At 67.2% G+C, this 21,400-nt stretch carries 22 protein-coding genes and 1 riboswitch; of the genes, 6 read left to right on the forward strand and 16 right to left on the reverse strand.

Annotated features, from left to right (window positions below):
* The first annotated feature begins 236 nt into the window (after positions 1-236).
* A complete protein-coding gene (locus XH89_RS24830) occupies positions 237-809 on the forward strand; it encodes a histidine phosphatase family protein (protein ID WP_194463017.1) in 573 nt (190 codons plus the stop codon).
* Here the strand turns inward: XH89_RS24830 and cobT are convergent.
* Genes cobT through cbiT form a run of 7 tightly spaced genes read right to left on the reverse strand, consistent with a single transcriptional unit; the run spans position 802 to position 6,974 of the window.
* On the reverse strand, positions 802-1,854 hold the full coding sequence (gene cobT / locus XH89_RS24835) for a nicotinate-nucleotide--dimethylbenzimidazole phosphoribosyltransferase (RefSeq protein WP_194463018.1): 1,053 nt from the start codon (positions 1,852-1,854) through the stop codon (positions 802-804). The genes XH89_RS24830 and cobT overlap by 8 nt on opposite strands.
* Positions 1,855-1,864: 10 nt before the next feature.
* The gene (gene cobF, locus XH89_RS24840) at positions 1,865-2,614 is read right to left on the reverse strand and encodes a precorrin-6A synthase (deacetylating) (RefSeq protein ID WP_194463019.1); all 750 of its coding nucleotides are present in this window, start codon (positions 2,612-2,614) and stop codon (positions 1,865-1,867) included.
* Positions 2,611-3,342, reverse strand: a complete 732-nt coding sequence (gene cobA, locus XH89_RS24845) for a uroporphyrinogen-III C-methyltransferase (RefSeq protein ID WP_194463020.1) — start codon at positions 3,340-3,342, stop codon at positions 2,611-2,613. The genes cobF and cobA overlap by 4 nt, the downstream gene beginning before the upstream one ends.
* Positions 3,339-4,649, reverse strand: a complete 1,311-nt coding sequence (locus XH89_RS24850) for a cobyrinate a,c-diamide synthase (RefSeq protein WP_194463021.1) — start codon at positions 4,647-4,649, stop codon at positions 3,339-3,341. The genes cobA and XH89_RS24850 overlap by 4 nt, the downstream gene beginning before the upstream one ends.
* Complete coding sequence (gene cobM / locus XH89_RS24855) at positions 4,649-5,431, reverse strand: precorrin-4 C(11)-methyltransferase (protein WP_194463022.1); 783 nt, start codon at positions 5,429-5,431, stop codon at positions 4,649-4,651. Before cobM ends, XH89_RS24850 begins: the two co-directional genes overlap by 1 nt.
* Positions 5,428-5,796, reverse strand: a complete 369-nt coding sequence (locus tag XH89_RS24860) for a cobalamin biosynthesis protein (RefSeq protein WP_194463023.1) — start codon at positions 5,794-5,796, stop codon at positions 5,428-5,430. The genes cobM and XH89_RS24860 overlap by 4 nt, the downstream gene beginning before the upstream one ends.
* Positions 5,793-6,974 carry a precorrin-6Y C5,15-methyltransferase (decarboxylating) subunit CbiT gene (gene cbiT / locus XH89_RS24865; RefSeq protein ID WP_194468613.1) on the reverse strand — a complete coding sequence of 394 codons (1,182 nt, stop codon included), beginning with the start codon at positions 6,972-6,974 and terminating at the stop codon, positions 5,793-5,795. The genes XH89_RS24860 and cbiT overlap by 4 nt, the downstream gene beginning before the upstream one ends.
* A 10-nt stretch (positions 6,975-6,984) precedes the next feature.
* On the opposite strand from cbiT, the gene XH89_RS24870 reads away from it, so the two are divergent.
* Positions 6,985-7,731, forward strand: coding sequence for a cobalt-precorrin-6A reductase (locus XH89_RS24870; RefSeq protein ID WP_194463024.1), 747 nt, complete (start codon positions 6,985-6,987; stop codon positions 7,729-7,731).
* Here XH89_RS24870 and cobJ read toward each other — a convergent pair.
* From cobJ to XH89_RS24905, 7 genes are read right to left on the reverse strand one after another with little or no spacing between them, the layout of a single operon-like run.
* Positions 7,707-8,441, reverse strand: a complete 735-nt coding sequence (gene cobJ, locus XH89_RS24875) for a precorrin-3B C(17)-methyltransferase (RefSeq protein WP_194463025.1) — start codon at positions 8,439-8,441, stop codon at positions 7,707-7,709. The two genes, XH89_RS24870 and cobJ, sit on opposite strands and share 25 nt — an antisense overlap.
* Entirely contained in the window at positions 8,438-9,169 is a 732-nt protein-coding gene (locus XH89_RS24880; protein ID WP_194463026.1) for a precorrin-2 C(20)-methyltransferase, read from the reverse strand. The genes cobJ and XH89_RS24880 overlap by 4 nt, the downstream gene beginning before the upstream one ends.
* A 2-nt stretch (positions 9,170-9,171) precedes the next feature.
* The gene (locus tag XH89_RS24885; RefSeq protein WP_194463027.1) at positions 9,172-9,801 is read right to left on the reverse strand and encodes a precorrin-8X methylmutase; all 630 of its coding nucleotides are present in this window, start codon (positions 9,799-9,801) and stop codon (positions 9,172-9,174) included.
* Positions 9,801-10,961 (reverse strand): precorrin-3B synthase, encoded by a 1,161-nt coding sequence (gene cobG / locus XH89_RS24890; RefSeq protein ID WP_194463028.1) that lies wholly within the window; start codon positions 10,959-10,961, stop codon positions 9,801-9,803. Before cobG ends, XH89_RS24885 begins: the two co-directional genes overlap by 1 nt.
* Entirely contained in the window at positions 10,958-14,206 is a 3,249-nt protein-coding gene (gene cobN / locus XH89_RS24895; RefSeq protein WP_194463029.1) for a cobaltochelatase subunit CobN, read from the reverse strand. Before cobN ends, cobG begins: the two co-directional genes overlap by 4 nt.
* Positions 14,206-15,240, reverse strand: coding sequence for a cobalamin biosynthesis protein CobW (gene cobW / locus XH89_RS24900; protein ID WP_194463030.1), 1,035 nt, complete (start codon positions 15,238-15,240; stop codon positions 14,206-14,208). The genes cobN and cobW overlap by 1 nt, the downstream gene beginning before the upstream one ends.
* Positions 15,237-15,611, reverse strand: a complete 375-nt coding sequence (locus XH89_RS24905) for a DUF1636 domain-containing protein (protein ID WP_194463031.1) — start codon at positions 15,609-15,611, stop codon at positions 15,237-15,239. Before XH89_RS24905 ends, cobW begins: the two co-directional genes overlap by 4 nt.
* Positions 15,612-15,706: 95 nt before the next feature.
* Positions 15,707-15,929: riboswitch (cobalamin riboswitch) on the reverse strand.
* A 40-nt stretch (positions 15,930-15,969) separates the two neighbouring features.
* On the opposite strand from XH89_RS24905, the gene cobO reads away from it, so the two are divergent.
* Positions 15,970-16,629, forward strand: coding sequence for a cob(I)yrinic acid a,c-diamide adenosyltransferase (cobO, locus tag XH89_RS24910; RefSeq protein ID WP_194463032.1), 660 nt, complete (start codon positions 15,970-15,972; stop codon positions 16,627-16,629).
* Between the two features lie 5 nt (positions 16,630-16,634).
* The gene (locus tag XH89_RS24915) at positions 16,635-18,083 is read left to right on the forward strand and encodes a cobyric acid synthase (protein ID WP_194463033.1); all 1,449 of its coding nucleotides are present in this window, start codon (positions 16,635-16,637) and stop codon (positions 18,081-18,083) included.
* Here XH89_RS24915 and cobD read toward each other — a convergent pair.
* Positions 18,072-19,037: a threonine-phosphate decarboxylase CobD gene (gene cobD / locus XH89_RS24920; RefSeq protein WP_194463034.1), complete on the reverse strand. Its 966-nt coding sequence runs from the start codon at positions 19,035-19,037 to the stop codon at positions 18,072-18,074. The genes XH89_RS24915 and cobD overlap by 12 nt on opposite strands.
* An 11-nt stretch (positions 19,038-19,048) precedes the next feature.
* Positions 19,049-19,990: an adenosylcobinamide-phosphate synthase CbiB gene (gene cbiB / locus XH89_RS24925; RefSeq protein WP_246767606.1), complete on the reverse strand. Its 942-nt coding sequence runs from the start codon at positions 19,988-19,990 to the stop codon at positions 19,049-19,051.
* 121 nt (positions 19,991-20,111) lie between these two features.
* Between cbiB and cobU the strand changes: the two genes are divergently transcribed.
* A complete protein-coding gene (gene cobU / locus XH89_RS24930; RefSeq protein WP_194463035.1) occupies positions 20,112-20,615 on the forward strand; it encodes a bifunctional adenosylcobinamide kinase/adenosylcobinamide-phosphate guanylyltransferase in 504 nt (167 codons plus the stop codon).
* On the forward strand, positions 20,612-21,397 hold the full coding sequence (cobS, locus tag XH89_RS24935; RefSeq protein ID WP_194463036.1) for an adenosylcobinamide-GDP ribazoletransferase: 786 nt from the start codon (positions 20,612-20,614) through the stop codon (positions 21,395-21,397). Before cobU ends, cobS begins: the two co-directional genes overlap by 4 nt.
* The last annotated feature ends 3 nt before the right edge of the window (positions 21,398-21,400 follow it).

Below are 21,400 nucleotides of genomic sequence, written 5' to 3' on the forward strand. Positions count from 1 at the left end.
GCCCGCTTGGCGGCCGCCGCTTAAGGTGCGCGCAGAGCTACACCGAAAGGCGGCCCACGAAAAGGGACCAGTGATGCCGCAGAACTGCATCGCTGATCTTCCCGGTGGCCACGCGCGTCGGGGTGCAGATTTCGCCCGCGAGCGCTCCCGGCCGACTAGGATTATGGCGACGACCGAGTCAATGTGCCCGATGCGGCGATCACGCCATAGCGGCCAACGTCCTCAAGGAGATCTGCATGGAAGGCGAGACCTTCCTCTGGCTGATACGACATGCCCCCGTCGACGGCGTCGCTGGGACCATCCATGCGGCTGATGCGCCCGCCGATCTCGGCGATCGCGCGCGGCTGGAGATGCTACGCCAGCGTCTGCCGCAAGATGCGGCGAGCTATGCCAGCCCGGCGCGACGCACGGTCGACACGGCGCACGCGATGGGGCTCGAGCCCGAACTGGTGCCCGAATTCGGCGAGCAGGATTTTGGCGAATGGACCGGCCGCAAGCACGATGAACTCGCCGCGACTGGCGGCGCGGCCTATGCGCTGTTCTGGCGCGATCCCGCGCGCGGACGGCCGCCGGGGGGCGAAAGCTTCGAGGAGCAGGTTGCGCGCGTCCGTCTGGGCCTGTCGAGGATCGACGCGGGTATGGCCACGCTCGTCGTGCATTCCGGCACGATTCGCGCCGCGCTCAGCATCGCGCTCGACCTAACGCCGCAGGCGGCGTTGCGCTTCGTGATCGATCCGCTATCGCTGACCCGGATCGACCGGCTCGCGACCGGCTGGCGCGTTGTGTCGGTCAATCAGCGGATCAGCTAGGCCTGTCAGGCACACTGGCCTGTGCGAACGTCGCCATCTCGTTGTGAAGCGCGCAAGCCGATCGCACCAGCGGCAGCGCGATCGCAGCACCCGATCCTTCGCCGAGCCTGAGATCGAGGCTGATCAGCGGCTGCACGTTCAGCGCCCGCAGCACCAGCCGATGCCCCTGCTCCGCCGATTGATGCGAGGGCAGCAGGAATTTTTGGCAGGACGGATTGAGCCGCACCGCCGCGAGCGCCGCCACCGAGACGATGAAACCGTCAATCAGCACGGGAATGCGCGCCTGCGCCGCCGCGATGATCGCGCCTGAAATCGCCGCGATCTCGAGGCCACCGACGGCGCACAGGATTTGTTCGGGCGAGCCGCCCGCCACGCCATGGCGCGCGATCGCGGCCTCGATCACGCGTACCTTGTGCGCGCGGCCCGCCGCATCGACGCCGGTGCCGCTGCCCGCGATCTCCTCGGCGCTGATGCCGAGCAGGCTTGCAGCTATCGCCGCCGACGTCGTGGTGTTGCCGATGCCCATCTCGCCGAAGATCAGCAGATCAGGCTGAGTGGCCTTCGTCCGCGCAACAGCGCGCTGACCGGCCCCAAGAGCGAATACCAGCTCCGCCGGCGTGAGCGCAGGCTCAATGCTGAAATCGCGCGTGCCGCGGCGCGGCTTGTCGGTGACGATGCCTGGCATCTCTTCCTGCGCGAGCGTGCCGGCGTCAACGACCTCGAGGCTCGAACCAAGCTCGCGCGCCAATACCGAGATCGCAGCGCCTCCGGACGCGAAATTCGCCATCATCGCAATGGTGACGGCTTGCGGATAGGCCGACAGGCCCTGAGCGACGATGCCGTGATCGCCGGCGAAGATGACGATCGGCACACGCGCGGCGCACGGCTGCTCGGTTGCCTGCAGACCGGCCAGCTCGATCGCGAGCTGCTCGAGCCGGCCGAGCGCACCGGTCGGCTTTGTCAGTTGCGCTTGCCGCGCGATTGCCGCCTCGCGATGAGCGATGGAAACCTCGGGGCACTTCTGGGTGATCCATTCGGGGAGCATGCTGCCTCGCTTATGGCCTGCGCTTGAGAATGTAACTGTCCATGATCCAGCCGTGACGCTCGCGCGCCTGTTGCCGCGCGGCGACGATGCGCGGGCCGACCTCAGTCAGCGCGCCGGACAGGATGATCTGGTCGGCCATGCCGAGATAGGCGCCCCACCAGATGTGAATTCTATCGGGATCGAGCGACTGGAACGCCGTGCCGCCGTCGAGCATCACGACGACGGTGTCGACGCCTTGAGGCCAGCCACCTTCGCGCAAGCGGCGTCCCGTCGTCACCATGAACGGCTCGCCGATATCGTTGAGCGGCAGCGCATGCGCGGCACACAGCGCCTGGATCGAGGTGATGCCGGGCACGACCTCGATCCTGGGCAACGGATTGAGCCGCCGGGCGATGCGCAGCGAGGAATCGTAGAGCGAGGGGTCCCCCCAGATCAGCAAAGCGACTCTGCCCTCACCACCGAGATGGCTTTCGATTGTCTTCGACCAGGTCGCGGCGACCGCGTCGTGCCAGTCATCCACCCCCTTGCGATAATCGGCTTCACCGCTGTCGCGCACGGGAAGATCGAATTCGGCGATGCGCGTCGCGTCGTTGGCGAGCACATCGGCGCAGATCGCCCGCCTGAGCTCGGCCAGATCGGACTTTGCAGTCCCCTTGCGCGGGATCAGGACGAGATCGGCGGCGTTGATCGCAGCGATCGCGGCACGCGTCAGCTGGCCGGGATCGCCGCAACCGATGCCGATCAGAGCGAGCGTCATCATGACGGATAGTCCCCTGCCAGTGCGCCGAACATGATCACGGCCGCCGTGGAAGCCGCACCACCGCGCGCAAGCTGCTCAGCAAGCTCGACAATCGTGGTGCGGACCAGACGCTCGTCGGCGCGGCCGAGGGATTCGGCGAATAGCGCCGGAGTGCCAGGTGAGAGGCCGTGCTCGATCAACTTCGCGACCAATGCCGGAAAGGTGCGACGGCCCATATAGACCACGGTCGTTGCATCCGGATCGGCCAGCGCAGCCCAGTTCAAGTTCTCCGGCAGCCCACCGGTGACGTCGGCGCCGGTGACGAACTGCACCCGGCGCGAGGTGTGACGACGGGTCAGCGGAATCCCGGCCTGCGCGGCGGCAACGCAAGCCGAGGTGACGCCGGGAATGATCTCGTAGCCGATGCCGGCCTCGCGCAGCGTCTCGATCTCCTCCTCGAGCCGGCCAAAGATGCCGGCATCGCCCGATTTCAGCCGCACGACGCGCGCGCCCGTCGCGGCATAGTCGACCAACAGGCGATTGACATGATGCTGTTTTGTCGACGGTCGCCCTGCCCGCTTTCCGACAGCGACGAGATTGGCACCGGGCCGCGCCAGATCGAGAATCGCGCCGGAGGCGAGATCGTCATAGAGCACGACGTCGGCATCGCGCAGCCGCGCGGCGCCCTTGAGCGTGAGAAGCTCGGGATCGCCGGGGCCGGCGGAAACAAAGGAGACAAAACCGCTCACCGGTCCTCCGCGATCAGATGGAAGAACGTGCCGGTGGCCTGCCCGCGCCGTGACCCGGTCTCGGCGATGACCGCACCTGTCGCATCATGCACGACCGCCAGCGGCGTATCGGGCTGGGCAAGAATGGTCGAATAATGGAATTCGTGGCCACGCAGCCGCGCGCCGGGCTGATGCCCCGGCATCGGCGCTGCGAGCGCGGCAAGACGATAGCCCAGATGCATGCGGCGCGTGGCAAAGCTCGTCTCCAGCCCGAGCAGGCCCGTCATCTCGTGGCGGACACCATCGGCATCGGTCAAAGCTGTTCCGAGCACCATATAACCCCCGCATTCACCGTGTACGGGCCGCGTCTCGGCAAAGGCGCGCAGGCCGCCGCGAAAGCGCACATTACCCGCGATCCTGCCAGCATGCAGCTCGGGATAGCCGCCGGGCAGCCAGCACACGTCCGCACTGGCGTCGGGCGCTTCGTCGGCGAGCGGCGAGAATGTCGAGATCTCCGCGCCGGCCGAACGCCAGGCTTCCAGCATGTGCGGATAGACAAAGGAGAATGCCGCATCGCGGGCCAGCGCAATGCGTTGCCCCGGTGGCGTGACGTTGAGACCGCGTGCGGCGGCCTGCGGCGACCAGGCGGTCGCCGATCGCAGCACCGCGTCGAGATCGACATGCTCGGCGACAAAGCGCGCGGCCTCGTCGATCAGCTTGCCGATTTCGGCCTGCTCCTCGGCCTGGACCAGGCCGAGATGCCGCTTCGGCAGGCTGATCTCGGCATGACGCGGCAGCGCGCCGAACACGGCGATGCCGGCATCATCAAGCGCGCGCCGCACCAGGTCTTCGTGGCGCGGGCTAGCGATACGGTTGAGCACGACGCCCGCAAGCCGAACACCGGCGCGATAGTCGCGCAAGCCCGCGGCGATCGCCGCCGCCGTCTGAGCCTGCCCTGACGGATCAATCACCAGAACCACCGGCCAGCCCAGCATCTCCGCGATGTCGGCGGTGGCACCGGTGCCCGAAACACCGCGCGTGGCAACGCCATCGAATAGCCCCATCGAGCCCTCGGCGAGCACGACGTCGGCATCGCTGCCCCGGCTCACCAACTGTTCGATCGCCGCACGATCCATCGCCCAGCTATCGACATTGACCGAAGCGCGGCCTGTGGCGACGGCATGAAAGGCGGGATCGATATAGTCGGGCCCGCTCTTGAAGCATTGCACGTTCAATCCGCGATTGCGCCAGGCGCGCGCGAGCGCCAGCGTCAGCGTGGTCTTGCCGACGCCTGAGGCGGGCGCCGAGATGACGAGCCCTGCCGCCATCACGATACCTCCGGAAAGCGCGGCTCGGCACCGATGGGCCGATAGCGACGATCATAGTCGACGGCATAGAGGCGGCTTTCGTCGAAATCCGCCTCGCCAAGCGTCTTGCCGACCAGGATCAGCGCCGTGCGCTCCATCTCGACGCCGACGCTAGCATCGAGCGTTGCAAGCGTGGCGCGGACGATGCGCTGGTCGGGCCAGCTCGCGCGCCAGACAATCGCGACCGGACACTCCGCGCCGTAATGCGGCGTGAGGTCGGCGACGACCTTGTCGAGCAGATGGATCGAGAGATGGATCGCAAGCACCGCGCCGGTTGCGGCGAAAGCTGCGAGCGTCTCGCCCTCCGGCATTGCGCTGGCGCGGCCCGGCGTGCGCGTCAGCACCACCGACTGGGCAAGGCCCGGCAGCGTCAGTTCGGCCTCGAGGGCGGCGGCGGCGGCAGAGAATGAGGGAACACCTGGCGTCACGGTATAGGGGATGTTGAGTGCGCGCAGGCGGCGGAGTTGCTCACCCATCGCCGACCAGATCGAGAGATCGCCGGAATGCAGCCGCGCAACGTCCTTGCCTTCCGCATCCGCGGCGGCCATCTCGGCGATGATCTCGTCGAGCGACAGCGGCGCTGTGTTGACGATCCGCGCGCCGGGCGGGCAATGCGCCAGGACGCCCTCGGGCACCAGCGAGCCGGCATAGAGGCAAACCGGACAGGCCGCGATCAGATCGCGTCCGCGCAAAGTGAGAAGGTCGGGGGCACCCGGCCCGGCGCCGATGAAGTGCACCGTCATGGGCCATCTCCCTCCGCAATCGCGGCGGTCGCGGTGCAATCCTGCGAGATCACCCGCGTCGCGATGAGCCGCGCGCGCGGACCGGCCGCCGCGAGCGCTGCCGCCTCGGCAACAGAGCCCGTTCCGAACTTTTCCACGACAAGTTTCGACTGCGTCGGCGTCGAGACACCGGCAAGCGCGTCGGCCGGCACGGCCTTGATCGGAACGCCGCACTCCCGAGCAAGTTGCTTCAGCACCTCCGCGTCAGCCTTATCGCTGACGGTCGCCACGGCCGAAAGGCCTTCGGGGCCGCCCGCCGCCGCAAGCGCCTCGCGCAACGAGGCCAGTGTGACATCCTTCTTGAATCCGAGCCCGGCGACCTTCATCGGACGGCACTCCATTGCACCACCGGCCGCGCGGCCTCCCACGAGCGATAACGGCCAAGTGGAGCGGCATGCGCGATCTCGACCCGCATCAGCTCGCCGCCGTAGCGCTGATGCAGCGCGCCGAGCAGCGCTTCCGTCTCCAGCGTTACCGCATGCGCAACGAGCCGGGTGCCCGGCGCCAGTTGCGACCAGATGGCGTCGAACATTGCGTTATCGAGACCTCCGCCGATGAAGACGGCATCCGGCGCCTCCAGCGCGGCAAGGGCTTCAGGCGCTTTTCCGGTAATAACGGTGATCCGATGTGCCAGCCCGAACACGGCCGCATTGCTGCGGATGTTCGCGGCGCGATCCTCGAGCGCCTCGATGGCAATCGCGTCTCCCCCGCACAACGTCCACTCCACCGAGATCGAGCCTGAGCCGGCGCCGATATCCCACAGCCGCTCGCCGGGACGCGGCACCAGCGCCGACAGCGCGAGTGCGCGCACCGGACGTTTGGTGATCTGACCGTCATGGGCGAAGAGATCGTCAGGAAGACCGGAGCTGCGGGGCATACCCTGCGCACCTCTCGCCTCAACGGCGACCGCAACGAGGCTTCCGGCGAGGTCGCCTGCAAAGTTGTCTACACGGTGCTCTGCAACGGCTTCGCGTGGCCCGCCGAGCGCCGCGAGCGTCCAGAACGCTGACGCTCCCCATCCGCGCTCGCTCAGCCATTCCGCGAGATCACCGGCGGCCTTGCCATCGCGCACGAGACAAATGATCCGCGCGCCCGGCGCGAGATGCGGCACGAGACGCTCGAATGGCGCGGCATGCAGTCCAAGGCAGGCGACGGATTCGAGCCGCCAGCCAAGTCGCGCAGCCGCAAGCGAGAAGGTCGAGGGCGCCGAATGTGCGATCCACTCACCCGCATCGAGCTTCTCGGCAAGGCCTGCGCCCGCGCCGTGCCAGAACGGATCGCCGGAGGCGAGCACGGCCGTCGGCCGGCCGCGGCAGCTCAGCACGACATCCACGTCGAACGGCACCGGCCACAGGCGGCCGCGACTGGTGATGCCCGCAAGCGCGAGATGACGCTCGCCGCCAAAGACAGTTTCCGCGCTCGCAAGCGCCTTTCGGCTTGCTTCCGAGAGCCCAGCAAGGCCATCTTCGCCGATACCGATGATGGTCAGCCAGGGATCAGCCAAGGAATCACCCATGATGCGCGCCCTTATTCTGGGCGGAATTGCCGATGCGAGCCTGCTCGCGACGGAAATCGCGCGCGCGGGTATCGACGCGGTCTATTCCTATGGCGGCCGCACCCGCGCCCCGGCCGATCAGCCACTGCCGACCCGCATTGGCGGCTTTGGCGGCGTCAGCGGGCTCGCCGATACCATCCGCCGCGAAGGCATCACCCATGTGATCGACGCCACGCATCCCTTTGCCGCCGAGATGAGCCGCAACGCGATCGCGGCATGCGCGGAAACCGGCACGCCGCTGATCGCACTCGAGCGTGCGCCCTGGGCAAAAACGACCGGCGACACCTGGATCGAAGTGGCTGATGTCAGCGCCGCGGCTGCCGCCCTGCCGGAAGCGCCCACCAACGTGTTTCTCGCCATCGGCCGCCAGCATATCGCACCGTTCGCGAGCAAGGCACAGCACGCCTACACGCTCCGCTTCGTCGATCCGCCCGAAGCGCCCCTGCCCTTCGCCGCGGATGTCATCGTATCGCGCGGCCCGTTCACACTCGATGGCGAGCTGGAGATGATGCGCGTGCGCGGCATCGCCTGGATCGTTGCCCGCAATTCCGGCGGCGACGGCGCACGCGCCAAGATCGACGCGGCCCGCATGCTCGGCCTGCCCGTGATCATGATCGCGCGGCCGAAGCTGCCCGAACGACCGCGGGTCGAAAGCGTCGCTGAAGTGATGCAGTGGCTCGGTCATCGGACCTGCCTCGGCGCGTAGACCCAGCGGCCGACACGGCGGGTCTGCGAATTGCCGACGATGACAAGCGTACGCATGTCGGCCATTTCGGGCGTCGCCTCGTTCAGCGTCACGGTCACGATTCTCTCGTCAGGCGTGCTGATCGCGCGCGCGAAAATCACGAGGCGCTCGCCGCAGCCGGCTTCCTTCAGCACCGCGAGCGCGCGGCCAAATCCCTCCGGCCGGCTCGCTGAGCGCGGATTGTACATCGCAATCGAAAAATCCGCGTCCGCCGCAAGCCGCAGGCGTTGCTCGATCACAGTCCACGGCTTGAGATTGTCGGAGAGGTTGATCGCGCAAAAATCATGGCCGAGCGGCGCGCCGGCGCGCGCCGCGGCGGCCAGCATCGCTGTGATACCCGGCAGCACGCGGATCGGCAGATCCTGATAGTGCGGTGCCTGTTCGAGCGCCTCGAACACGGCCGATGCCATCGCAAAAACGCCGGGATCGCCGGAGGAGACGACCACCACCTGCCCGCCTTCGGCGGCGAGCCGCAGGGCTTCTGCTGCCCGCCGCAGCTCCTCCCGGTTATCCGACGGATGTAGCTTCAGGCCGGCTCGCGGCGGAACGCGCGCGACATAAGGTGCATATCCCAGGATGTCCGTTGCTGCCGCAAGCGCGGCGGAGACCTCCGGCGTCACCAGCACATCACTGCCCGGCCCGAGGCCTGCGATGGTCAGCGTGCCCGTCATTCGGCGGCGTCCGGATAGCGACCCTTGCCGTGCACCAGAACGATCGCAAAGTAAGGACACTCAGTTGCGTCGATCTCGGCGAGCCGCGCGACACGCTCGCCCGGCATGGTGCCGCGCTCGACCAGCCAGGCATCGTCAAGCCGCCCGGCCGACGCGAGAGCGCGGCGCACCTTTGCAAGATTGCGGCCGGTCTTCATGATCACAAGCGCGTCGGAATCGCGCATGCGGCGTTCGAGCTCGGCTTCCGGAAGCGTGCCCATCAGCACCGTGGTCACGTCGTCGCCGAGCGCGATCGGTTGGCCGGCACCATTCCAGCAGCCGACCATGCCGGGAATGCCGGCGATCACCTCGATTTCGACGTGACCCTGCAGGCGCGCGTGCAGATGCATGAAGGAGCCGTAGAAATAGGGATCGCCCTCGCAGAGCACGACGACATCGACCGCGCGCGACAGGCGGGCCAGACGCTCGGCCCATTCATCGTAGAAGCCAGCCAGCAGCTGGACATAATCCGGGCTGTCGAAGGCAATCTCGGTGGTCACAGGATATTCCATCGGATATTCGGTGACGTCGGCAGCGAGCATGCCCTCCACGATGCGCCGCGCCTGTCCGGGCCGACCCGTCTTGCGGAAATAGGCGACATGCTTCGCGGTCCGTACCGTGCGATCGGCGCGCACGCTCATCAGATCAGGATCACCAGGGCCGAGACCGCAGCAGATGATGCGTCCCATGGCTACTCGCTCCGGCTCGCCAGGGCATTCACGGCCGCGACCGTGATCGCGGAGCCGCCGAGGCGGCCTTCAACTGTGAGCGCCGGCACCGGCGGATCGGCCATCAGCGCCGCCTTGGATTCGGCTGCGCCGACGAAGCCGACCGGGCAGCCGATGATGGCCGCGGGCCGCGGGCAGCCGGGATCCTCCAGCATATTGAGGAGGTGAAACAGCGCCGTCGGCGCATTGCCGATCGCGACGATCGCCCCATTGAGGTGCGGCCGCCACAGCTCCAGCGCCGCGGCCGAGCGCGTGTTGTTCATGGACTTGGCCAGCACAGGAACGGTCTCGTCGCCAAGCGTGCAGATCACGGCGTTGGCTGCGGGCAATCTCGCGCGCGTAATGCCCTCGGAGACCATGCGCGCATCGCACAGGATCGGCGCCCCCTTCTGTAAGGCGGCGCGCGCGACTGTCGCCATGCCTGACGTGAAGCGGATATGCGCTTCAAGGCCCACCATGCCGGCGGCATGGATCATCCGCACCACGACCTGCTCTTCGTCAGGCGTGAAGCGCGCCAGATCGGCCTCGGCCCGGATGGTCGCAAAGGACTGCCGATAGATCGCCGCGCCGTCGGTCTCGTAAACGTGCGGCATCAGTGCCCTCCCATCAGGATGGAGGGATCGCCGATTATGTCGTCGCGGTCGAGCCCGCGCAGGATTGGCTCGTCGCGGGTCGAGCCGCCGCGCACGAGATCGAATCCCTTGGCCGTTGCGACCAGCGTGATCGCGGCCGCACCGGAATGGGCGCAGCCCTTGGCACAGCCGGAGACGTGAAGCTGCGCCGCCCCGCCGATGTTTTGCGCAAGTGCCACCGCCAGGGAGCGGGTGTCGGCATGGGCCTCGCGGCAGCGTGGTGCGCCGCTGCAGGCGATGACACGCAGCGCCGGATCGTAGGCCTCGGTGATCAGGCCTGATGCTGACGGCATCGTCCGCTTGCCCTCGCTCAGAACCATCCGCCACGGCGTCATCCGCAGCGCATGCCCGCAAACAGAGAGCTGATTGAGCGTCGTGTGCGGCATCTGCCCGAAGGCGATGCCGACCATGGCGCCTTGCGGATAAAGGCCAGGTCGCGCGGCGGCCATGATCGGCGCAGGCTCCGCCTCGCCCCGCAGCGCCTCGGGCAATGTTGCCCCGGCCGTAAGATGCGTTGCCATGCGCCCTCGTCCATCCCTGACGCCTGACGCGGCGAACCAGCGCGCGACCGCAAGTGCGGTAGCCACGGCCTCGCCGCGCGCGGTGCCGCGGCCGAGCGCGGCGCCGTCCGCGCGCACCATGAGACCGCCAGCAGCGTCACGCTCGATCCGCACATCGGCAGAATTGCCAGCGAGCACGCGTGAGGTGCCATCGTCGATGGCGAACCCGAATTTGGTCGGCAGTTCCAGCCTCGAGTCCGCCAGCGCCTCTTCCAGCTCGGCGGCGAGCGCCTGGGTCTCGTCACCCTCGCGCCAGAACGGCGTGACCAGGATGTTGCGGCGGGATTCGGTGTCTGCGTCAGGATCGAGCAGCGTCAGTTGTGCGAGCCCATCGACGAGCGACCGATGGCTGGACTCGCTGACACCCCTGATCTGAAGATTGGCCCGGCTGGTCACGTCGATCAGACCATTGCCGTGGCGCTCGGCGAGATGCGCGAGCCCGGAAATCTGTGCGGCATCGAGCCGGCCGCCGAACGGGCGCACGCGGACCACGAGCCCGTCGCCCGATTGCATCGGCCGCAGCGCGCCCGGACACCAGCCCTTGATCGTGGCCGCGCTCATGAGGCCTCCTTCAGCGAGGCCGCAATCGAATTGCGGCGCGTCCGCCAGAGCGAGGCCTCGTGCAGGCGCGTGAAGCAGGTCTCCATTGCGGCCAGCGCCGCCGGATTTTCGCGCGCCATGAAGGCACGGACGTCTGCGTCGCCGAGCGTCGCATCATAATAGAGGTCGAACAGATGCGGCGGCACGGCGCCGGCGAGATGGGCGAACGCGGCCATGTGCTCCAGCGTCGCCGATATCTCGGCGGCGCCGCGAAATCCGTGGCGCATCATGCCGACGATCCAGGCCGGATTGGCGGCGCGCGCCCGGACGACGCGGGAGATTTCCTCGGTCAGCGTGCGCGCATGCGGCTGGTCGGGGCGTGTCGTGTCGAGGTGATAGAGCGACAGCCCTGATGTGCCGAGATGTGCGGCCGCCGCGGCGATGCCGGCTTCATGCGCGGCATAATCTGCGGCGAGCAAAAGATCGGTCTCAGGCAGATCCTGGGCGTGGACGAACGCATCGGCAGATGCGAGCCGCTGCTCGATGCCGGCGCGATCAGGCCTGATCTCGCCATCGGCGGAGAAGGCCCAGGACGATGCCGACAGCCAGGCTTCGCCCGCCGCATCACGCGTCTCCGATGTGAAGGCGTCAGGGATCGCGGAGAGGCCGACACCGTATTGTCCGGGGCGCGGCGCGAACACGCGCGAGATGCGGTGACGATAGGGATTTTCGTCGCCCTCCTCCTCGCGCGTTGCCAGCGCTTCAGAGGCGGCTTCGAACATCTGCGCAAGGCCCGCGAAGACATCGCGGAACAGGCCCGATACGCGCAGCGTCACGTCGATGCGGGGACGGCCGAGCTCGGCCGGCGTGATGATGTCGTAGCCGGTGACGCGGCCGGAGGCGTGGTCCCAGCGCGGCGCGAGGCCGGCCAGATGCAGCGCCATCGCGAACTCCTCGCCCGCAGTGCGCATCGTCGCGGAACCCCAGAGATCAACAATGAGGCCCTTCGGCCAGTCGCCGTGGTCCTGCAAATGACGGCGGAGCAGCTCTTCGGCGAGTTTTATTCCCTGCGCATGCGCCGACGGTGTCGGCACCGCGCGTGGATCGACGGCAAAGAGATTGCGTCCCGTCGGCAGCACGTCCTGCCGCCCGCGATAGGGAGAGCCCGACGGCCCCGGCGCAACGCGTTGTCCTGCGAGCGCGGCACGCAACGCGTCCCGCTCGGCATCACCACAGGCGCCGCGGCCGAACACGTGCAGGCCGTCGCCGAACTGGCTTTCCTTGAGGTCGCAGACGAAGCGATCGATCCGTAGGATCGCTTCGGCCGGCGCGGCGGAGGCATCGAGCCCGAGATCCTCTTCGAGGCCTGCAGCGCGCGCTTCGTCGCGGATCGCGGCGATCAGACGCTGGCGGCGAGCGGGGTCGAGTCCATCGGCGGTGGAATATTCGTCGAGCAGGCGTTCGAGCCGGCGCAAGCCTTCGGGTATCGCCGATTGCTCGAGCGGCGGCGGCAGATGGCCGACGGTGACGGCGCCGATCCGCCGCTTGGCCTGCGCGGCTTCGCCGGGGTCATTGACGATGAAGGGATAGATCACAGGGAGATCGCCGATCAGCGCTTCTGGCCAGCAAGCGGCCGACAGCGCCACGGATTTTCCGGGCAGCCATTCCAGCGTGCCATGCGCCCCCATATGCACGAGGGCATCAGTGCCCTGTTCACGGAGCCAGAGATAGAACGCGACATAGCCATGGCGGGGCGTGCGCGCGAGATCGTGATAGTCGGAATCACGCGTCGTCGCATCGCCGCGCTCCGGCTGGACCGCGATGATCGACCGGCCGCATGGGATCGCAGCGAAGTAGAACACGCCATCGCGGCAGCTCGGATCGCTCTCCGGCGGGCCCCAGGCTTGCGCGAGATCGTCCTGCAAACCTTGCGGAAGCTGCGAGAGCGCCGCACGGTAGTCTGCGACGCTCCACGTCAACGTCCGCTTCAGCAACGTCTCGCCGAGTGCATGCACCGGCGCAACATCAAAGCGGGCCTCCCCGAGATCCGCCACCAGCGCTTCGACCGACGCCAGCGCATCGAGACCGACCGCATGCGCAATCTGGTGCGGACGGCCGGGATAGTTCGACACGACGATGGCCAACCGTTTCTCGGCAGCCGGCTTCCCGGCAAGCTTCCGCCACGCAGCGACGCGGGCGACGACCGCCTTCACGCGCTCTTCATCCGGCCGATGGGCCAGATGCGAGAATTGCAGATCGGGGTCGCGCAGCGAAGCCGATTTGAAGCTCACCACGCCTGCGAACAGTCGGCCGTCCACCTCGGGCAGCACCACATGCATCGCAAGATCGCCCGGCGACAGGCCGCGCAGCGACTCCGACCAATCCTCGCGCCGCGCCGACGAGAGCGCGACCTGGAAAACTGGACATGGCGCGGCATCGAACGGCGTCGTGCCATCATCGCCCATTGCCGAGAACGCGGTCGCGTTGATGATCGCGGCCGGAGGATTTTGGGCGAAATGCGCCCGCAGCCAATCCGCGACGCCCGCAGCCTTCAGCGACGTCACGAACACGCCGTACGCCTCAAATCCCTTCTCGCGCAGCGCGGCGATCAACGCATCGACGGGTCCTGTATCCGCGGCGGTGAGATAGGAACGATAGAACGCCACCAGCGCGCGCGGCTTTCCCTGGCTCGCCACTGGTGCTACGATCACACCGCGTGCGGGATCGTAAAAGCCCATCTCGGGCACGCTCATCTCGCCGGTGACCGGGCCGGCATAGAGGCCCGAGGCCAGCGCGAGCTGCGCGATCGCGGCCTGCGCCGCGATCGGGCCGCCGGTGTCGCAGAGCACCTTGAGCCGACGCAGCGTCGAGACCGGCAAGGTCGAGTACGCGTCCAGCCTGATGTCGTCGCGGCCATCGGCGGGCAGCACCGCCAGCACGATGCCACGGTCTTTTGCCAGTTGCTGGAGCGCCGCCAGCCCGTACGGCCAATAGGACTCACCGCCGATCAGTCGCACCAGAATGCCACGCGCCTGCGGCAGCGTGCGCTCGATATAGGTGTCGACCGACAGCGGATGACGCAGCTCCGCGAGATTGGCGAGCCGCAGCGACGGCAGGCTGTCGCGGCCACGCCGCCAGCCCGCTGCAAACGCCGCAAGATCGGAATCCGAGAACGAGAGCACCACGAGATCGGCCGGGTCTTGGCCGATGTCCCTTGGCGTCGCGGTCTCTTCAAGACCGCGGCTCTCGCGGAAGACGACGTGCATCAAATGCCTAGTCCTGACCTGATTGCGGCCTCGTCGATATCGCCATGCTCGCCGATCACGACGAGCTTCGATTGCCTGTTGCCCGTGCCCCATGGCTTGTCGAACTGGTGGCGCACGCGCTCGCCAACCGCTTGCAACAATAGCCGCATCGGCTTGCCCGCGACTGCGATATAGCCTTTTACGCGCAGCACGTTTTGCTCACGCGCCAGCTTCTGCACCGATGCGACCAGCGCGTCGACGTCAGTCACTTCAGGAAGATCGATCACGACAGAATTGAAATCATCGTGCTCGTGATCCTCCTCGCCGTCATGATGCGAGGGACGTGCGGCGAGATCGTTCTCGGCGGCGGCGCCGAGGCCGAGGATGACGCGCGCGTCGATCGCACCATCGGTGATGGGCAGCATCGGCACGCGGCGCGGCATCTCCGCGGTGATCGCGGCCTTGGCGGCCTCGATGCCCGCAGCGCCCGCGAGATCGGCCTTGGTCAGCAGCACGATATCGGCGCAGGCGATCTGGTCCTCGAACACTTCCGACAGCGGCGTCTCGTGATCGAGACTTTCGTCCGCCGCGCGTTGCGCTTCGACAGCATCCGGGTCCGGCGCGAAGCGGCCTGCGGCGACGGCCTCGGCATCGACGAGCGCGATCACGCCGTCGACCGTGATGCGCGAGCGGATCTCCGGCCAGTCGAACGCCTTCAGCAGTGGCTTCGGCAGCGCGAGGCCCGAGGTCTCGATCAGGATGTGATCCGGCCGCACCGGCCGCGCCAAGAGCTGCTCCATGGTCGGAATGAAATCGTCGGCGACGGTGCAGCAGATGCAGCCATTGGCGAGCTCGACGATGTTCTCTTCCGGACAATTCGCGTCGGCGCAGGACTTCAGGATCTCGCCGTCGACACCCTCGCTGCCGAACTCGTTGACGAGCACTGCGAGCTTCTTGCCGCCCGCATTGGTCAGCAGATGCTGGATCAGCGTGGTCTTGCCGGAGCCGAGAAAGCCGGTGACCACGGTCACAGGGACTTTTGCGAGCGAGTTCATTCGGCGGCCTCCGGCAACACGGCGATGGGGGGAATGCGGGCAAGCGACTGCTTGCGGAAGATTTCAGGCCGGCTACGCCAGGGCACGAGACCATCGGGCGCGGCAGCATAGGCGGCGGCGCCCGCGACAACGTCCTGCGCGTTGGCATCCGACAGCCGGCCATAGACATAGGACCAGCGGCCGGGCGCGCTGAGCGCGACCGAGCAGCCCTGGCTGCATGCAGACAGGCATTCGACGGGAACCACGCTGACGCCGTCAGGCACGCCGGCCTCAAGGATCGCACCATGCAGGCGCTTGCCGGGCGTGGTCTCGCCCTCGCCGAGCGTCTGGCCGGCGCGGCAGGTGATGCAGACGTGCAGTGTAACGGTCATCGCCTCTTCCAGAAGTATCAGCGGGAGGCGAAGAGGCCCACGAACCGTTCTTGCGAAGGCCCGTTTCCCCGTCGCGGAACACCCCGTCCGCCGGTCCAAAAATCGTCCACGTTGGCAGGTCTCCCGGCTTGCGGAGCAGGGCTTTGCCCTTCGATCCCCGCCTTCCCGATTCCCCTGGGGGGATCAGTGGCTTTGGGCATCTCTCCGGTCACGGTCGCGGGGGCGGCTGCATTTTGGACCCAAATCTTGCCGATTCGGACCCTATCGCATTCCCTCTTCGCCTGTCATAGGACAGGAACCAACGCCGGGCCACCATTTGCCCCCGGCTGCCTCTTGTCAAGCCGAAGGACCGGATACGATGACGCCTGAACCGGAGCCCCAAACGGCCGACGAAACCGACGCCAAGACTGCTGTCACGACCGATGCCAAGCACGCCGCGAAAATGGCCAAGATCAAGGTCGCCCGCGACAAGATCATGGCGACCAAGAGCGGCGAAAAGGGCCTCATCATCGTCCATACTGGCGCCGGCAAGGGCAAGTCGTCCTCGGCCTTCGGCATGATCGTGCGCTGCGTCGCGCATGGCTTCCCCTGCGCGGTCGTGCAGTTCATCAAGGGCGCCTGGGATACCGGCGAGCGGCGCCTGCTCACCGGCCATTTCGGCGAGCTCTGCCAATTCCACGCGATGGGCGAAGGTTTTACCTGGGAGACGCAGGATCGCGCCCGCGACATTGCGGCCGCGCGCGCCGGTTGGGAGAAGGCCAAGGAATTGATCGCGGATGAACGGCTGCGCATGGTCGTGCTCGACGAGATCAATATCGCGCTGCGCTACGACTATCTCGACATCGCGGAGGTCGTCGATTTCCTGAAGACGTCGAAGCCGCCAATGACGCATGTCGTGCTCACCGGACGCAATGCCAAGGACGAGCTGATCGAGATCGCCGATCTCGTCACTGAGATGACGCTGGTGAAACATCCATTCCGTTCCGGCATCAAGGCGCAAGCCGGCGTCGAGTTCTGAATTCGATGACACGCGCGCTGATGATCCAGGGGGCCGGCTCGGACGTGGGCAAGTCGCTCATCGTCACCGGCCTCGCACGCGCCTTCACGCGACGCGGCTTGCGCGTGCTGCCCTTCAAGCCGCAGAACATGTCGAACAACGCGGCCGTCACCGTCGATGGCGGCGAGATCGGCCGCGCGCAGGCGTTGCAGGCGCTCGCTGCCGGCGTCGAGCCACACACCGACATGAATCCGGTGCTGCTCAAGCCCGAGACCGACGTCGGCGCGCAGGTGATCGTGCATGGAAAGCGCATCGCGACCGCGCGCGCGCGTGAATATGCGGCGATGAAGCCTTCGTTGATGGGCGCGGTGCTGGAGAGTTTTGAGCGGCTGAAGGCGCGCGCTGATCTGGTGCTGGTCGAGGGCGCCGGCAGCCCGGCCGAGGTCAATCTGCGCAAGGCCGACATTGCCAATATGGGCTTTGCGCGCAAGGCCGACGTGCCGGTCGTGCTGGTCGGCGACATCGACCGCGGCGGCGTGATCGCCCAGCTCGTCGGCATCAAGACCGTGATCGACCCTGACGATGCCGCGATGATCCAGGGTTTCGTCATCAACAAGTTTCGCGGCGACCCCACGCTGTTCGACGATGGCTATCGACTGATCGAACAGAAAACGTCATGGCGCGGTCTTGGCGTGCTGCCCTGGTTCGCACGCGCCGGCGAATTGCCAGCCGAGGATGCACTGGGTCTGCGCGATGCGCGCAAGCCTGGCCAGACCAAGGTAGCTTGCCTCGCGCTGTCGCGGATCGCCAATTTCGACGATCTCGATCCGCTGAAGCTCGAGCCTTCAGTTGATCTCGTGATGGTGCGTCCGGGTGAAGCGATCCCTGGCGACGTCCGCCTCGTCATCATCCCCGGCTCAAAGTCCACCCGCGGCGATCTCGCCTTCCTGCGCGCGCAGGGCTGGGACATCGACCTGCTCGCGCATCACCGCAGGGGCGGCCGTGTGCTCGGCCTCTGCGGCGGCTATCAGATGCTCGGGCGCAGCGTCGCCGACCCCGAAGGAATCGAAGGCCCCGCGGGCGACACGCAGGGCCTCGGGCTTCTGGATGTCGAGACGGTCATGAGCCCGCAGAAGACACTGACACGCGTTGCGGCTGTGCACGCGGCGACGGATCAGCCGATCCAGGCTTACGAAATCCACATCGGCCGCACCGATGGACCGGATCGCGCGCGGCCGTTTGCGACACTGAACGGGGAGCCAGAAGGGGCGATCTCCCGGGATGGCCGTGTGCAGGGCAGCTATCTGCACGGCCTGTTCACGTCGGATGAGTTCCGCAAGGCGTATCTGGCCAAGCTCGACATTTCCGGGGGCGATGAGCCCTACCATGCAAGGGTCGAGAGCGCGCTCGATGCGCTGGCCGATCACATCGAAAAGCATCTCGACGTCGAAGGCCTGCTCGCGCTAGCGCGCTAGCACCTCGGCAAGGCGTGTCCACTCGGTTTCGCTGCCCGGAAGCCCGAGGCGCAGCCACGAGGGATTTTGCTTGAAGATGCGGGACCAGATTTGGCCACGCGCAAGCTTGTCCAACGCGGCGCGTGCATCCGGCATTTCGTAGAGACGAAACAGTGGCGCACCGCCAACCAGCCGCCAGCCTTGCGATTGCGCCATCTCGTCGAGACGAAGGCAGTCGCGCGCAAGCCGCGCTGACGTCGCCTTGGCCCAGGCATCGTCACGCAAGGCACGGCAGCCGATCGCGATCGCCGCACCCGACACCGGCCATGGACCTGACGCCGCCGCGAGCTTGGCGATATCATCGGCATGGCCGCTCGCGAAGCCGAGCCGCAGGCCGGCAAGACCATAAAACTTTCCGAACGAGCGCAGGATCAGCAATCCCGGCCGCCCCGCTTCCGAAGCGAGCGAGAGAGCGGGAACGGCATCGACAAAGCTCTCGTCGATGACGAGGTAACCGACGCGCGGCAACAGCGCGAGCAGATCCTTCCGCTCGTGCCGGCGGCCGTCGGGATTGTTGGGATTGACGACGATGGCGAGGTTCGCCCCCACCAGCGCATCGAGCTCCCTCACCTCCTCGACCTGCCATCCCGCGACGGTCAGAACCGGCGCATATTCGTTGTAGGTCGGCGCAAGGATGCGGGCCAGCCCACGCGGCGCGAGCTGCGGCAGCAATTGAATGGCGGCCTGCGCGCCGCCCATCGCTACGATCGGCGCGCTTGTACCATAAGCGTGCCGCGCCGCCTGATGCAGAGCCTCGATGTCGGAGCGCGACGGCAGCGCCTGCCAGTGATACGCGTCGATCTCGCCCACGGGATAAGGCAGCCGGTTGACGCCGGTCGACAGATCGATCCAGTCTTCCGCGCGTCCGCCAAAACGCTGCTGGGCCAGATCGAGATTTCCACCATGCTCGCGCATGCCCCGTTCTTTCACGCGAAGGCCAGGATCGCAAGCAGGCCTGCGAGCAACAGCATGGCGCGGCGGTAGATCGCCAGTCCCCCCACGATGTCGGCTGCAAGCGGATTGCGCGCACCCTCATTGAGCCAGGGCTCGTTCGTAACGTTGCCATGATAGATGCGGGGACCGCTGAGCCGCACGCCCAGCGCGCCGGCCATCGCGGCTTCCGGCCAGCCCGCATTGGGCGAGCGATGGCGGCGCGCATCGCGCGTCATGCACGACAGCGCCTGGGAGCGCTGCGGCGCAAGCAGCACGAACAAAAATCCGGTCACGCGCGCCGGAATGAAATTGGCGACATCGTCGATGCGCGCCGCCGCCCAGCCAAACGCTTCGTGGCGCTCGCTGCGATGGCCGATCATGGAATCCAGCGTGTTGATCGCCTTGTAGCCGAAAATGCCGGGCAGGCCGAACAGCGCGCCCCAGAACGCTGGTGCGACAATGCCGTCAGACGCATTTTCCGCAAGGCTCTCGATCGCCGCGCGTGCGATTCCGGCTTCATCGAGAGCTGTGGGATCGCGGCCGACGATGCGCGAGACCGCCTCGCGAGCGCCGGCGATGTCGCCGCCCAACAGAGGCTTGGCGACCGCGGCGACGTGATCGTGCAGGGAGCGCAGCGCGACCAGCGGCCAAGCCACAATCCCGACCAGCACGATCCGGACCCAACCCGCGGGAAGAAGCGACTGAAGCAGCCAACCGAGCGCTGCCACGAGCGCGATCACCAGAAGCGCGCCGGCAATGCCCGCGGCGCGGCGGAGCGCCGGCGTGTCCGGCTCGCGATTCCAGCCACTGTCGATGGCTGCGATCAGCCGGCCGAGCCAGGTCACGGGATGGCCGATCCGCGCGAACAGCCACGACGGCCAGCCCGTGAAAGCATCCACCGCCATCGCCACCACCATCGCGCCTGCAAAACCCAAAACCGCCTCCTGTCCCGCCCCTGTGGCGCAAAGCGGGGGGCGAGCGCAAGCCCCTGCCGGGCTGATTTCGGCTTTGTCTTTGGCCGCGATTGGTGATTAGTCAGGCCCACAGGAGACTTTGATGGCCGTCATCTTGATCACAGGCGGAGCGCGCTCGGGCAAGAGCAAGCGTGCGGAAACGCGCGCGCGCGCCTTTCCCGGGCAGCCCGTCTATGTCGCGACGGCCGAGGCGCTCGATGCCGAAATGAAAGCACGCATCGCTGGACATCGCGCGCGCCGCGGAACCGACTGGATCGAGCGCGAGGTGCCGCTGGATCTCGTGCCCACGCTGGTCGCGAGCGATGGCGGCGGCGCGCGGCTGGTGGACTGCCTGACGCTATGGCTCTCCAATCTGATGCATGCCGGGCGCGATTGGGAGCGCGAGGTGAGCGAGCTCGCGGCCACTCTGCCCCGCCTGAAGAGTCCGCTCGTCTTCGTCACCAATGAGGTCAGCCTCGGCATCGTCCCCGATAACGCGCTGGCCCGCAGCTTTCGCGACGCCGCCGGGATGATGAACCAGATCATTGCCGCTGTCGCCGACGAGGTCGAATTCGTGGTCGCGGGTCTACCGATGAAGCTGAAATGATACCGCGCGCCGACCTTTTGCGAGACGTCGTTGCCGATCTCCGGATGGCGGCGTCGTTCGTCACGATTCTCCCCGTGGCATCGCCGAAGCCCGCCGCCGAGGGTGCCGTCGCGCGCGCGACCTGGGCACTTCCCGTCGCCGGACTGCTGGTCGGCTTCGCCGGCGCTTTCGTCTACAAGGTTGCCATTCGCGTCGGGCTGACACCGGCTCTTGCCGCTTTGCTCGCTCTCGCGACGACCGCACTCATCACCGGCGCGCTGCACGAGGACGGGCTTGCCGACACTGCTGACGGGCTCGGCGGCGGCCGCACGCGCGAGCGCAAGCTCGAGATCATGCGTGACAGCCGAATCGGGGCCTATGGCGTCTGCGCGCTGATCCTCTCGTTCGGCCTGCGCTGGAGCGCGCTCGCGGCGATCGCCAATCCGTGGGCGGTGATGCTCGCGCTCTGCGCTGCGCATGCCGCGGCGCGTGCGGGCGTGCCAGCCTTCATGTCCCTGGTCGTCCCGGCGCGGCCTGATGGGCTGTCGGCGAGCGCCGGATCGCCGCCCGGCCGCAGCGTCGCCATCGCCTTCGCCGTGGGAACGCTCGCGCTCGCGCTTGCGCTCGGGCCGGGCAAGGCACTCGCCGGCCTGATCTTGCTATCGCTCGCCGGCTTGCTGCTGGCGCGGCTTGCCATCCGCCAGATCGGCGGACAGACTGGCGACATCCTTGGTGCATTCGAGCAAACCGGCGAGATCCTGATCCTGCTGGTTGCCGCAGCCTTCCTTCACACGGGAGGATAATGG

Origin of the sequence: Bradyrhizobium sp. CCBAU 53340, from assembly GCF_015291645.1 — a bacterium.
Taxonomy (GTDB): Bacteria; Pseudomonadota; Alphaproteobacteria; order Rhizobiales; family Xanthobacteraceae; genus Bradyrhizobium.

Bases quoted from the DNA above. Each gene is read 5' to 3' on its own strand.
- cobW (WP_194463030.1), bottom strand. From the start codon at position 15,240: ATGAACTCGCTCGCAAAAGTCCCTGTGACCGTGGTCACCGGCTTTCTC.
- cobF (WP_194463019.1), bottom strand. From the start codon at position 2,614: ATGATGACGCTCGCTCTGATCGGCATCGGTTGCGGCGATCCCGGCCAG.
- XH89_RS24915 (WP_194463033.1), top strand. From the start codon at position 16,635: ATGACACGCGCGCTGATGATCCAGGGGGCCGGCTCGGACGTGGGCAAG.
- cobN (WP_194463029.1), bottom strand. From the start codon at position 14,206: ATGCACGTCGTCTTCCGCGAGAGCCGCGGTCTTGAAGAGACCGCGACG.
- XH89_RS24850 (WP_194463021.1), bottom strand. From the start codon at position 4,649: ATGGCGGCAGGGCTCGTCATCTCGGCGCCCGCCTCAGGCGTCGGCAAG.
- XH89_RS24870 (WP_194463024.1), top strand. From the start codon at position 6,985: ATGATGCGCGCCCTTATTCTGGGCGGAATTGCCGATGCGAGCCTGCTC.
- cobJ (WP_194463025.1), bottom strand. From the start codon at position 8,441: ATGACGGGCACGCTGACCATCGCAGGCCTCGGGCCGGGCAGTGATGTG.
- cobU (WP_194463035.1), top strand. From the start codon at position 20,112: ATGGCCGTCATCTTGATCACAGGCGGAGCGCGCTCGGGCAAGAGCAAG.
- XH89_RS24885 (WP_194463027.1), bottom strand. From the start codon at position 9,801: ATGCCGCACGTTTACGAGACCGACGGCGCGGCGATCTATCGGCAGTCC.
- XH89_RS24860 (WP_194463023.1), bottom strand. From the start codon at position 5,796: ATGAAGGTCGCCGGGCTCGGATTCAAGAAGGATGTCACACTGGCCTCG.
- cobS (WP_194463036.1), top strand. From the start codon at position 20,612: ATGATACCGCGCGCCGACCTTTTGCGAGACGTCGTTGCCGATCTCCGG.
- cobM (WP_194463022.1), bottom strand. From the start codon at position 5,431: ATGACGGTGCACTTCATCGGCGCCGGGCCGGGTGCCCCCGACCTTCTC.
- cobO (WP_194463032.1), top strand. From the start codon at position 15,970: ATGACGCCTGAACCGGAGCCCCAAACGGCCGACGAAACCGACGCCAAG.
- cobD (WP_194463034.1), bottom strand. From the start codon at position 19,037: ATGCGCGAGCATGGTGGAAATCTCGATCTGGCCCAGCAGCGTTTTGGC.
- XH89_RS24905 (WP_194463031.1), bottom strand. From the start codon at position 15,611: ATGACCGTTACACTGCACGTCTGCATCACCTGCCGCGCCGGCCAGACG.
- XH89_RS24830 (WP_194463017.1), top strand. From the start codon at position 237: ATGGAAGGCGAGACCTTCCTCTGGCTGATACGACATGCCCCCGTCGAC.
- XH89_RS24880 (WP_194463026.1), bottom strand. From the start codon at position 9,169: ATGGGACGCATCATCTGCTGCGGTCTCGGCCCTGGTGATCCTGATCTG.
- cobT (WP_194463018.1), bottom strand. From the start codon at position 1,854: ATGCTCCCCGAATGGATCACCCAGAAGTGCCCCGAGGTTTCCATCGCT.
- cobG (WP_194463028.1), bottom strand. From the start codon at position 10,961: ATGAGCGCGGCCACGATCAAGGGCTGGTGTCCGGGCGCGCTGCGGCCG.